The sequence below is a fragment of the Weissella sp. DD23 genome, assembly GCF_001579105.1.
Classification (GTDB): domain Bacteria; phylum Bacillota; class Bacilli; order Lactobacillales; family Lactobacillaceae; genus Weissella; species Weissella cibaria.
Window position 1 is genome coordinate 267,143 of sequence record NZ_KQ970392.1, and the last position, 10,979, is coordinate 278,121.

Genomic DNA, 10,979 nt, shown 5'->3' on the forward strand with positions numbered 1-10,979 from the left:
CATCCACTTGAGATGCGGTTTTTTGTTAGACATCGGATTTCACTGACAAAGGGGTGAATATCCGTTATACTTAGTAACAAATAACGAGAACTAACAGGGGTAGTACGACAATGGATAACCAAGAAGAAGTATTGCGTAACGACGAGCTTTTAGCTGCGTTGGAAGCTTTCCGCGAAGAACAGAATCCAGCTAATGAACAAGCATTTGTTCAAGGACTTGTAGAGGCAGTTTTTGTTGCGCCAGTTAACTTCACTGAAGCACCAATTATTAAGGAAAACGGTGACGTTGAGATTCCAGAAGGATCAGAGATGCGCTTGTTGACGTTTGAGATGGAAAACGGCCATTCCGTATTTCCAATCTTTACTGATTTGGATGCCTTCAATGCTGGGCCAATTGACTCAGAAGATCCGGTACACCCTTGGGCGATGTCATTGGCTGACTACTTGCCATTGTTGCAAAACGATGATTCAGAGAATATTGAAGGTTTGGCCTTGAACCCATTCACGAATGGTATGCCAATCACTCGTGATAACTTGGCTTACATTGCCGGCATGGTGGCAGCGCAAGAAGGGGATGGCGATGCCGAGATGCAAATTGCATCTGCTGAAGACATCATTCCAACGCCATTGCGTTACGAATTGATTGGTTTAGCAGATGACGCCATGGGTGCAGTAGAGCACATGCACTTGTTGTGGTTGACGAATGGGGCGACAAACGCAGCTAATTATTTGTTGGTCGTGGATGGTCCTGACAAGGATGCATTCCAAGAGCTATACCCACGTTTTGCTAAGGCGTTTGAAGAGAAGGCTGGCGAAGAAGGCAGTGCGGTCGATATTGTCGCGGCAGCTGATTTTGACGTGGATTTGTCAGAATTCACGAGTTTGTACGACCGTAATTTGTAATTGAAATGCCCCTGCTGGTTCCTTTATACCGTGCAGGGGATTTTTTGTTGGCGTATAATAACACTCGTAATTAAGAAAAATAATGAAACCGATAGAAACGGAACGGAAACAATCATGACGGAATTTAAGGATACAGATTTAACAATTATTGGTGCGGGACCAGTAGGAATGTTTGCCGCCTTTTACGCTGGTTTGCGTGAATTGGATGTCACAGTTATCGAAAGCTTGGAGAGTGTTGGTGGCCAAGTGGCTAACCTTTACCCACAAAAGACGATTTTGGATATCGCTGGTTATGTGAACACGACAGGTGCTGAGATTATCAAGGAATTGGACAAGCAAATGCGTCAATTCCCACAAGATTTGTATCTTGATACAACGGTTATTGATGTTCAACCTAATGGGACTGAATTTGATATTACGACTGATAAGGGATCATTCCACACGAAGTCTGTGATTGTTGCAACCGGTAAGGGCGCCTTTGAGCCACGCCGTTTGCCAGAAGCAGTTGAAAATGGTCTTGAAGGTCAAGGCATCCACTACTTCTTGAACGACGTTGAAGACTTCCGTGATCACCGCGTGCTGGTTGCTGGTGGTGGTGATTCAGCTGTTGATATGTCAACGTTGTTGGATACGGTTGCAGCAGAGGTTCACTTGACGCACCGCCGTGATAAGTTCCGTGCGATGGAGCACGCCGTATCTGAGTTGCAAAAGTCACGTGTTGCAATTGAGACACCATATAACATCGAAACGGTTGAAAAGGCTGAAGATGGTTCATTGAATGTGACTTTGGCTAAGGTCCGTGAAGATGAAAAGAAGGTCTTGAATGTCGATGATTTGATGGTTAATTACGGCTTTACATCAGAGAACAAGATTGTGGCTGGCTGGACCGTCCAACCTGAAGTAGAACGTCAGAAGTTTACGGTTAGCCAAGAGATGGAAACGACGGTGCCAGGTTTGTTTGCGGTTGGTGATGTGGCCGAATACCCTGGTAAGGCGGAATTGATTGCAACTGGTTTCGGTGAAGTGCCAACGGCTGTGAACAGTATTATCAAGCGTATCTACCCAGATCGCCAAGGTCCCGTTCACTCATCAGGTTTGGTTATTGAGAATGGTGAAATCAAGCGCTAAAAGCTTGTTAATCAATCGATAATCCGTTATATTGGATATAACAATTAAAACGATTTTTAGCAGAGGTATCGCAATTATGCGGTGCCTCTGTTGTCGTATTAGGGGAAATGTTACCAATGTTAACCAATTAACGGAGGACTCAAAATGGATGAAAAGTATGTGACAAAAGTAGAGTTTCAAGCGTTTCGGGATGGGGAGTTTGATGCTTTGCGCTCGGATGTACGCGAACTACAAGTCGATGTGCGTGAGCTACAAGATGATGTGCGTGAGTTGCGGACTGAGTTTACTGAGTTCCGCGCTGAAATGCGCGGGGACATGAAGGTGCTTAACGTGCGTATGGATAACATGGAACGCAACTTTGAAAAGTCGAATAAGGTCATGATGTGGGTAGCGACGGTTTACGCAGTGCCAATGCTGTTTATGATGTACAAGATTCTAGTGGGGACTAATTGATTATGGATGAAAAGTACGTCACAAAACTAGAGTTTCAAGCGTTTCGGGATGGTGAGTTTGAGGCACTACGCTCGGATGTTCGTGAGCTACAGGTCGATGTACGTGAACTCCAAGTCGATGTGCGTGAGCTGCAAGTAGAGTTTGTCAGTTTTCGTGAAGAAGTTCGGGGTGAATTAAAGGCGGTTAATTTGCGAATTGATCACCTGACTGACAAGGTAGATTCGTTGAGTAAAAGTGTCGATAAGTCAATGCGCGTGATGATGTGGATTGCCGGTGTGTATGCGGTGCCTATGATGTTTATGCTATACAAGATTCTAGAGGGGACTAATTAATCACTACTAATTATGCTGAAATTTTGTTACAATAGTAACGAAATATTCTAATACAAAAGAGGTATCACCAATGGCAAAGTTGGTTTTGATCCGTCACGGTCAAAGTGAATGGAACGCATTGAACTTGTTCAATGGTTGGGTAGACACGAAGTTGAGCGACAAGGGTATTGCCCAAGCTCGTACTGCAGGTGAATTGTTGGCTAAGGAAGGCATCCAATTTGACCAAGCATACACGTCAGTTTTGACGCGTGCGATCACGACATTGCACTACGCTTTGGAAGAAGCTGGTCAATTGTGGATTCCTGAAATGAAGTCATGGCGTTTGAACGAGCGTCACTACGGTGCTTTGCAAGGTTTGAACAAGGCCGACGCCGCTGAAAAGTGGGGCGACGAGCAAGTTTTGCAATGGCGTCGTTCATACGACGTTTTGCCTCCATTGCTAGAAGAGCAAACGGAGACTGTTGAAGTTTTGGGTAAGGAATACCCAGCCTTCGACCGTCGTTACGCTGATGTACCTGAAGGTGAATTGCCATTCGGCGAAAACTTGAAGGTTACTTTGGAACGTGTATTGCCATTCTGGGAGTCAAACATCTCAAAGGACTTGGCAGCAGGTAAGAACGTTGTGATTGCCGCCCACGGTAACTCATTGCGTGCCTTGGTAAAGCACATCGAAGGTATCTCAGATGATGATATCTTGGGTGTTGAAATCGCTAACGGTGAGCCTTTGGTATACGACTTGGCAGATGATTTGTCAGTTGTTTCAAAGAAGGTTTTGAAGCCAGAAGCTTAATAAGTAATTGAAAAAGACGCTATCGACAGTGATGTTGATGGTGTCTTTTTTTAATCTACATTATTTAATAATGGTGCCAAAAATATAATAAATCTGCCAAAGGAAAACGGTTACAATAATTGTAGAAGCGATTGCACAGGAATGATTATATGGGGGAAATAATATGACGACTGTTTACGATTTTAAAGAACGTACCCAAGGGGGCCAAGAACTAGACTTGCAACAATTTGCAGGGGACGTGATGGTGATTGTTAATACGGCAAGCAAGTGTGGCCTAGCACCGCAATTAACAGAGCTCCAAGCGCTGTATGATCAATATCAGGATGAAGGCTTTACGATTATTGGCTGCCCATCTAATCAATTCAAACAAGAATTGGATGATGCTTCTGAAATTGGCGCATTTTGCCAAAAAAATTATGGCGTCACATTTCCAATGACAGAAATGATGGCAGTTAACGGGGATGAGACAGCACCGTTGTTCGACTACTTGAAGACTGAGTCTGGTCACGGTCGCATTAAGTGGAATTACACGAAATTTTTGGTTGGGCGCGATGGCCAACTTATTGCACGCTATGCACCGACGACAGCGCCAAGCAAGATGGTTAAGGATATTGAACGTGCGCTCGCGGCTACGAAGTAATTGATAATCAACGACAAATAGCTCTTGTTAAATTTGGTCACATTTCTTTGGTAGTATCCAAGGTAATGAGCGCAGGTTTAACTAAGGAGGTATTTGGCAGATGGTTAAGAAAGGAACGATTGCGACGATTATCGCGGTGCCAATTGTGGCACTTGGTGGTGCCGGTGGGTACTACGCATGGCAACAACATAATGATTCACAACAGCAACAGGAGCGACGACTTAGTAAAGCTGAGCACGCTTTAAGTTCGTTGCGATCTGAAAGTGAAAAGCAAGCGACAAGTGATAAAAAAACGGCATCGTCAATTAGCCAATCAAGTGTTGACGCAACGACCAGCAATGATACGTCGGTAGCTGAAGCTGGGGCTGAATCGGCGAGTGCGGCGGCATCGACTGCAACGGCATCTCAGTATGATATTTTTAGTGATCCAAATGCATCGATTGAGCAGGTGACGCAAGCGGCACGTGAAGTAGTCAATCAATATACACAAACAGACTTGTCATCTTGGGCTTTGAGCGGGATTCGTTATGTAGACGGTGGGTATCATGTTCAGGCCACTGACCCAAACAGTACGACGTCAGTACGTTACCAATTCCATATGACGCCACACGAAGCAACCGTCACGATGGATTCTTCGTCTAATCCAGGGATGGCTGCTGGAACAATTAATTATTAAACACAAATTTGGTTGCCACTGACCAGACTATATCGGTATGATTACAATAGAAAAACCAAGGGGGGATAAACAAACATGGCAAATGCAAATGATATTATCATTGCGACGACAGAAAATATTGCGGGTTATGAAGTGGTGGAAACACTAGGTGAGGTCTTCGGACTAACGACACGCTCAAAGAACGTTGTTGCAGATATTGGGGCTGGTTTGAAGACCATCGTGGGTGGTGAAATTAAAGCCTATACGTCATTGCTTGAAGAGACACGTAATTCATCTTTGGAGCGGTTGCGTGATAACGCAGCTAAAATGGGTGCAGATGCAGTGATTATGATGCGTTTTGATTCAGGATCAATGGGTGCTGATATGAACATGGTGGCTGCTTACGGTACGGCTGTTAAATTGCAAAAGAAATAGTTAATGAACGTCCGAATGCTAATTGCACTTCGGACGTTTTTTGTGCGCAAAAAGGTGCTATTATGAGTAAAAGATTAGGAACGGTGGGGATAGTATGGAAACTGTAGCTTACTATAACGGTAAGATATCGGAAATCGATGACATGATGATTCCGATGACTGACCGTGGGTTTACGTTTGGTGATGGTGTTTACGATGCGACCATGGCGCGTAATCAAAAGATTTTTGCGTTAGATGAGCACTTAGAGCGTTTTTGGCGGAGTATGGCTGCAGTGCTGATAACGCCTGACTTCACACGTGAAGAGTTAACCAACATTTTGAATGATTTACTCACCAACGTGACTGGGGAAGCTTATATGATTTATTGGCAGGTAACCCGAGGAACGGGGCGACGTAGCCATAGTTTCCCGCTAGATGCGACGCCTAATTTGGCAGTGATGATAACACCTATGTCGTTAGATCGGGGCAAACAAGAACGTCCATATCGTTTACGGACCGAATTGGATATTCGCTCAGGACTAACGCACGTGAAGACGATTAACTTACTGCCAAATGTGCTTGCCGCGCAACGTGCGATGCAAGAATCAGTTGATGAAACTGTTTTTTACCGGATGACTGAGAACGGTGACACACGAGTGACTGAAGGATCTAAAACGAATGTCCATATGATTAAGGCAGGCAAGCTAATTACGGCGCCGACGGATAAGTTGATTTTACCGGGCATTGCTCGGCAACATTTATTGCAGGTCGCCCGTTCATTGGGGATGCCGGTTGAGGAACGTGCCTTCACGGTGGCGGAGTTAAAAACGGCTGATGAGGTGTTCATCACGAGTTCAACGATGATGGCTGGTCGGGTTGTCTCTATCGACGGTGAGTCAGTTGGGCAGCGTGATGAAGCGCATTTTATTCCACTCCGAACAAAACTGGTAGATGAATGGTATGCCGAAACGGAATGAATTCACACAAGTGTCATACATGAAATATCGTTAAATGGTATGCTAGAAAGGTAACAGATATACATTTCCAACCCAAAGGAGACCCATATGCCGAGAAGACTGAGTCAACAGGGCTGGTTTCGAGTAGTCATGCTTGTGATTGCGCTCGAAATTATTGCACTATCTATTAACTTTTTCTATGCCCCGATTAACGTTGCTGCTGGTGGCGCAACCGGGGTCGCCATTTTGCTGGATGCTGCGTTTGGTATTAACCGAGCGCTAACGGTGTTGATCATTAATATTGCCATGATTATTTTAGCTGCTATTTTCTTAGATAAAAGTACAGTGCGAAATATTGCGTTTGGTAGTTTTTTATTACCAGTATTAATGTACATAACACCTAGTCATCGGCTTGTTGAAGATGCGGTCTTAGCTGTCATTATTGGTGGCGCTGTTTTTGCATCGGGCATCGCCATTCTATACAGGCTTGAAGCGTCAAGTGGTGGCACAACGGTACCACCAATGATTTTGAAAAAGTATTTTAAAATTAATTCTGCCTTGTCATTGTTAGCCATTGATATGGTGGTGACTTTGTTTAATTTGTTAGTTTCAGGCACCAATGCATTCTTTTTGGCTGCTTTTTCATTAGTCATTACGTCGATTGTGATGCGTTATATTGAAACTGGACTTGATTTAAAGCACCAGGTAACGATTATGAGTAATGAACGTTTGGCTGACATTCAAACGATGTTGCTACAAGAAGATCAGAGTTTAACCGTCTTTGATGTGCGTGGTGGCTACACTGATAACAATAAAGAAATGCTCATGGTTATGGTGGATAACGCTAATTACGGTCGTATGTTGCGTCGCGTGCACGATATTGACCAGAATGCGTTTATTGTGACGACCAATGTACACGAGGTTCATGGTGGCACATTTGGTATTTAATCATAACTAACCAAAAAGCAGCGCAAATTGATGCGCTGCTTTTTTGATTATTCTGATTTTGTACTACGGGTAATGTTAGCATCTTGCACGCCAAGTACGCTCAAGATAAAGGCGACGATTGGGACACCAATAATCAAGCCCCAGGCGCCAAGCAGATGCTCCATCACGATGATTGTTGCAAATGTGAAGAACACTGGTAACTCTGTTCGGCTAGCCATCAAACGTGGGTGTAAGAAATAAGATTCAAACATGTGAATAACAGCAATTAGAATCCAGACCTCAATCATGCCGACCCAGCCGAGAGCTGCGAAAGCCATAACGCTGAGTGGTAGTAGTGAGATAATCACACCGGCAATTGGAATTAAGCCTAGGATGAAAATCATCAACCCCATGACCAAGACACTTGGCACGCCCAGAATACTCAAACCGATCATCATTAAGATTGTGTTGATGAAGGCAATTAGTAATTGGACCTCGATGACGCTACCTAAAATGAGAACGAACGTGCTACCAAGTTCATAGACATTCTTGAAAAACTTAGGGTAGCTTGAGTGGAGAAATTGTGATCCAAAGACGCGTAGGCGTTGCCAAGTCAACGCGAGCACGAAGCTCAAGAAAATCGATAGAATGATTTGTGAGAATGCGGTCAAGACAGTGCTGATAGTATCCCACCCGCTAGCCAAAAGGGACTTCCAATTTTTTGAAAATTCACTCAGTAGGTCTAGCTTGTGATAGGTTTCATTGAAGTACTGCTTAATGACCGGATACTCTTTGATGAGCTTGTTGACCTCGTTGGGGATGACGGCGAATTGATCGACCAAAGCTGGTACGATGTAGACAAATGCCATCACAACCACGAAGATACTCAATAGGTACACGATCAACACTGAGAATCCGTAGGGGATTTTAGTCCACCGTTGGACATTGTTGGCACCTTTTACAGCGAGGTAGCCAAGAATGGCTGTTAGCAGCAAGATGCTGATGAGGTCATGGACAATAAACAATAAGAGCACGATAAAGGCCAGGGCAATATACCGCTGGACATCATTGCGCAAAATAAACGCTTTGACTTCTTTCATTGTTACTTCCTTTTTGTGGTTTCTACTATTATAGTCATAAATCACAAAAAAAGCGCAACCCATGGTTACGCTTTAAATGTCATTATGATTGCGGTGAAGGCGCACGTGATTAGCGTGATCAAGCAAATCTTGGAGCAATTCCATCATGTGCGGGTCGGTTAAAGCGTACGTGATAGTGCGGCCTTCGCGAGTGGCAGAAATCATTTGATATTCGCGTAAAGCTGACAATTGGTGTGACACCCGGGATTGTTCAGCGTGTAAGGCAGTCATGATTTCAGTGACAGTAGCAGCACCGTTTTCCTGCAATAGGCAAAGAATTTGCAGACGCAAATCATTGGCGAGGAGTTTGGCAATTTTGAGAGCCTCTTGCTCTTTTAAAAATATTTCTTCTGATAATTCCATACTTCATAGTTTACCGCATTCGTTCGTAAAAATGCACACATTAAAAGTAAGCGAAAGAAGCCGTTATGGTGGTTTTTGTTAAATAAACCCGCTATACTACCTTATAGTATGTTGAATTATAGTGAGATGAGGATTGTTTGAGTTATGGATGGCAATAACGAAAAGCTTGTTTTGCTGGAGCACTTGCGCCAGCTGAATGATACGCTTACCCGATTGTCAGCACGGCGCCGACGGCTGCGTGCTGAACGTCGCGTTCGTTTGGGCCAACTCAAGAATACAGTGACGTTTATTCTCTCATTCGTGTTGACGGCGCTTGCAGCTGTTTTGGCATTTTTTGGCTTGCCATTCTTGCCGATTGATAAGATTATAGCCTATGTTGTGGGAACTGCGGTGGCGTTCTTTACGACGCTGTACTTATTGATTTATTACTCAATTTTGAATCGTGATCGTTTTTCACGACAGAAGTGGGTAAAAAAGCGGTTACAACCGGTTAACACGAAAATTTCACGCATGGATACAGAAATTCGGTCATTATTATCAGCGTCATTTTTGGACGCGATACCATTGGATGCACGCTTGATTGATAAGCAATTATTGGCAGAAGCGCACGAGATGGTTGTGGCTGAACCTGAAATTTCATGGGTTGAGATTGAACGTCGCTTGGATACGCAATTGATGTTGCAACGTACACGTCGTCAATCATTGTTTGCGTCAGAGTGGTTCCGATTGTTTGGGGCAAGTTTCCCCGAAAAGCGTGCTTAGTTAATAGGTAGAATTGGTTAAAAGGGAAGATATTAAGTATGAAAATTGTTGTGATTGGAGGGGCGCACGCTGGCTTATCGGCCGTCAATGCGTTCCGTCAAGTGAATGAAACAGATGAAGTTGTCATCTTAGAAAAGAATTTACGCGAACGACCATTTATTTCGGCGGGTATCAAGTTGGCGTTGAATGGACGCGTGACAAGTGCTGAACAAGTAAATTTCGAGCATTTTGAGGGTCAACCCAATACAACGTATCGCTCAGGCGTTTTGGTTGAACGAGTTGATGCTGCAGCCAAGAAGGTTTATGCCCGTACCATTGATAACGGATCGATTATCGAGGAATCATATGATAAGTTGATTTATGCCTTGGGATCATCAGCACGCGTACCATCATTTGTGGGGGCTGATTTGGACCGGGTTGTCTTCGTGAAGGACGAGCAAGATGCTGTGGACATCAATAAGTTTGCTAAGGGCTTCCGCAAGCGGGCCCTGGTTTACGGTGGTGGACCAGTTTCAACTGAATTGGCGGCCGCTTTGGCGCATTCAGGTGTTCATGTCACATTTGTGACCCGTTCAAAGCGTTTGATGACGCGCTATTTTGACCAAGCCATTCAAGAAGATTTGGAAAAGACGTTGACTGATAACAAGGTCGTCTTGCGTAAGGGCCAAGAAGTGGTTTCAGTTGATAATCAAGGGAAGAAGATTGAAGTTAACTTTAACAATGGCACGTCAGAAGTGTTCGACTTCATGGCCATTGCAGCCGGGTTGCAGCCTAACACGATGTTGTTAGCTGGTCAGGTTGATATGCGTGAAAACGGCGCGATTGTAGTCGACGACACGATGAAGTCATCAAACCCTGATATTTACGCTATCGGCGATTCAGCTGTGGTTGATGGTAAGTTTGATCAATACTTCCCGTTGATGTCCGCTGCGTTGAAGATGGGCCGCGTGGCAGGTTATGCGGTGGCAGGTTTGGATGTTAAAATTCAACCAATTTTGCGTACGATTGGATTCTCGATTTTTGATCGTTTCTTCTATAAGACGGGATTGACTGTTGAAGCAGCGAAGGAACGTATTGGTGACCACATCGAGCGTCCCGATATTCACACGCCCGCCACGATTCATGCCTTGGGTGAACAAACGGACATTGTGGCATCGTTGATTTATGACTATGAGTCAGGCATCGTGTATGGCGCACAAATTTCAACGAACGCACCAGCGGCAGCTGAAGTGATTACGACATTGTCACACGCCGTTTCTTCAGGGTTAACGGTTACAGAATTAGCATTCCTGGACACGTACTTCGAATCAGAAATCAATTTGCCATACTCAGTGGCAAACCGATTGGGCGAGATGGGTGTAATCGCTGAAGCCAAGCGTGCGGCCGGTAAAGCGATCGATCGTAACACCGTTGATGGTGACGATAACTTGAATGGATTTCAGTAAAGTGAACTTTAAATAGTATTAACGATAAAAAGCTATCTCGTGTTGTATTTACGCGAGATAGCTTTTTTGTCATT

General features: G+C 44.3%; 14 protein-coding genes. 12 read left to right on the plus strand and 2 right to left on the minus strand.

Annotation, left to right across the window (positions count from 1 at the left end; translation table 11 throughout):
- Nucleotides 1–110 precede the first annotated feature (110 nt).
- The 10 genes from WEIDD23_RS05560 to WEIDD23_RS05605 all read left to right on the plus strand — a co-directional run bounded on the left by WEIDD23_RS05560 (nt 111) and on the right by WEIDD23_RS05605 (nt 7,217).
- Nucleotides 111–902 (plus strand): SseB family protein, encoded by a 792-nt coding sequence (locus WEIDD23_RS05560; RefSeq protein ID WP_010371468.1) that lies wholly within the window; start codon nt 111–113, stop codon nt 900–902.
- 114 nt (nt 903–1,016) lie between these two features.
- On the plus strand, nt 1,017–2,030 hold the full coding sequence (locus WEIDD23_RS05565) for an NAD(P)/FAD-dependent oxidoreductase (protein ID WP_010371466.1): 1,014 nt from the start codon (nt 1,017–1,019) through the stop codon (nt 2,028–2,030).
- A 144-nt stretch (nt 2,031–2,174) separates the two neighbouring features.
- Nucleotides 2,175–2,483, plus strand: coding sequence for a hypothetical protein (locus WEIDD23_RS05570; RefSeq protein WP_010371463.1), 309 nt, complete (start codon nt 2,175–2,177; stop codon nt 2,481–2,483).
- 2 nt (nt 2,484–2,485) lie between these two features.
- Nucleotides 2,486–2,815, plus strand: a complete 330-nt coding sequence (locus tag WEIDD23_RS05575; RefSeq protein ID WP_010371460.1) for a hypothetical protein — start codon at nt 2,486–2,488, stop codon at nt 2,813–2,815.
- Nucleotides 2,816–2,885: 70 nt separating this feature from the next.
- Nucleotides 2,886–3,605 (plus strand): 2,3-diphosphoglycerate-dependent phosphoglycerate mutase, encoded by a 720-nt coding sequence (gpmA, locus tag WEIDD23_RS05580; protein WP_010371458.1) that lies wholly within the window; start codon nt 2,886–2,888, stop codon nt 3,603–3,605.
- 163 nt (nt 3,606–3,768) lie between these two features.
- The gene (locus tag WEIDD23_RS05585; protein WP_010371455.1) at nt 3,769–4,245 is read left to right on the plus strand and encodes a glutathione peroxidase; all 477 of its coding nucleotides are present in this window, start codon (nt 3,769–3,771) and stop codon (nt 4,243–4,245) included.
- A 100-nt stretch (nt 4,246–4,345) separates the two neighbouring features.
- Entirely contained in the window at nt 4,346–4,921 is a 576-nt protein-coding gene (locus WEIDD23_RS05590) for a hypothetical protein (RefSeq protein WP_010371453.1), read from the plus strand.
- Nucleotides 4,922–4,996: 75 nt separating this feature from the next.
- A complete protein-coding gene (locus tag WEIDD23_RS05595) occupies nt 4,997–5,335 on the plus strand; it encodes a heavy metal-binding domain-containing protein (protein ID WP_010371450.1) in 339 nt (112 codons plus the stop codon).
- Nucleotides 5,336–5,429: 94 nt separating this feature from the next.
- On the plus strand, nt 5,430–6,290 hold the full coding sequence (locus tag WEIDD23_RS05600) for an aminotransferase class IV (protein ID WP_010371449.1): 861 nt from the start codon (nt 5,430–5,432) through the stop codon (nt 6,288–6,290).
- An 87-nt stretch (nt 6,291–6,377) separates the two neighbouring features.
- Nucleotides 6,378–7,217, plus strand: a complete 840-nt coding sequence (locus WEIDD23_RS05605) for a YitT family protein (RefSeq protein ID WP_029237447.1) — start codon at nt 6,378–6,380, stop codon at nt 7,215–7,217.
- A 47-nt stretch (nt 7,218–7,264) separates the two neighbouring features.
- Here the strand turns inward: WEIDD23_RS05605 and WEIDD23_RS05610 are convergent, their stop codons facing one another.
- Together WEIDD23_RS05610 and WEIDD23_RS05615 are read right to left on the minus strand one after the other, a co-directional pair.
- Nucleotides 7,265–8,296: an AI-2E family transporter gene (locus WEIDD23_RS05610; protein WP_010371447.1), complete on the minus strand. Its 1,032-nt coding sequence runs from the start codon at nt 8,294–8,296 to the stop codon at nt 7,265–7,267.
- Between the two features lie 72 nt (nt 8,297–8,368).
- Nucleotides 8,369–8,698: an ArsR/SmtB family transcription factor gene (locus WEIDD23_RS05615; RefSeq protein WP_010371446.1), complete on the minus strand. Its 330-nt coding sequence runs from the start codon at nt 8,696–8,698 to the stop codon at nt 8,369–8,371.
- A 144-nt stretch (nt 8,699–8,842) separates the two neighbouring features.
- On the opposite strand from WEIDD23_RS05615, the gene WEIDD23_RS05620 reads away from it, so the two are divergent.
- Nucleotides 8,843–9,460: a hypothetical protein gene (locus tag WEIDD23_RS05620; protein WP_010371445.1), complete on the plus strand. Its 618-nt coding sequence runs from the start codon at nt 8,843–8,845 to the stop codon at nt 9,458–9,460.
- Between the two features lie 38 nt (nt 9,461–9,498).
- Nucleotides 9,499–10,905 (plus strand): FAD-dependent oxidoreductase, encoded by a 1,407-nt coding sequence (locus WEIDD23_RS05625; protein WP_062358826.1) that lies wholly within the window; start codon nt 9,499–9,501, stop codon nt 10,903–10,905.
- Nucleotides 10,906–10,979: the final 74 nt, after the last annotated feature.

Coding starts and splice junctions, on each gene's coding strand:
- WEIDD23_RS05560 (WP_010371468.1), top strand. CDS start 111: ATGGATAACCAAGAAGAAGTATTGCGTAACGACGAGCTTTTAGCTGCG.
- WEIDD23_RS05600 (WP_010371449.1), top strand. CDS start 5,430: ATGGAAACTGTAGCTTACTATAACGGTAAGATATCGGAAATCGATGAC.
- WEIDD23_RS05565 (WP_010371466.1), top strand. CDS start 1,017: ATGACGGAATTTAAGGATACAGATTTAACAATTATTGGTGCGGGACCA.
- WEIDD23_RS05575 (WP_010371460.1), top strand. CDS start 2,486: ATGGATGAAAAGTACGTCACAAAACTAGAGTTTCAAGCGTTTCGGGAT.
- WEIDD23_RS05595 (WP_010371450.1), top strand. CDS start 4,997: ATGGCAAATGCAAATGATATTATCATTGCGACGACAGAAAATATTGCG.
- WEIDD23_RS05615 (WP_010371446.1), bottom strand. CDS start 8,698: ATGGAATTATCAGAAGAAATATTTTTAAAAGAGCAAGAGGCTCTCAAA.
- WEIDD23_RS05625 (WP_062358826.1), top strand. CDS start 9,499: ATGAAAATTGTTGTGATTGGAGGGGCGCACGCTGGCTTATCGGCCGTC.
- WEIDD23_RS05570 (WP_010371463.1), top strand. CDS start 2,175: ATGGATGAAAAGTATGTGACAAAAGTAGAGTTTCAAGCGTTTCGGGAT.
- WEIDD23_RS05590 (WP_010371453.1), top strand. CDS start 4,346: ATGGTTAAGAAAGGAACGATTGCGACGATTATCGCGGTGCCAATTGTG.
- gpmA (WP_010371458.1), top strand. CDS start 2,886: ATGGCAAAGTTGGTTTTGATCCGTCACGGTCAAAGTGAATGGAACGCA.
- WEIDD23_RS05610 (WP_010371447.1), bottom strand. CDS start 8,296: ATGAAAGAAGTCAAAGCGTTTATTTTGCGCAATGATGTCCAGCGGTAT.
- WEIDD23_RS05620 (WP_010371445.1), top strand. CDS start 8,843: ATGGATGGCAATAACGAAAAGCTTGTTTTGCTGGAGCACTTGCGCCAG.
- WEIDD23_RS05605 (WP_029237447.1), top strand. CDS start 6,378: ATGCCGAGAAGACTGAGTCAACAGGGCTGGTTTCGAGTAGTCATGCTT.
- WEIDD23_RS05585 (WP_010371455.1), top strand. CDS start 3,769: ATGACGACTGTTTACGATTTTAAAGAACGTACCCAAGGGGGCCAAGAA.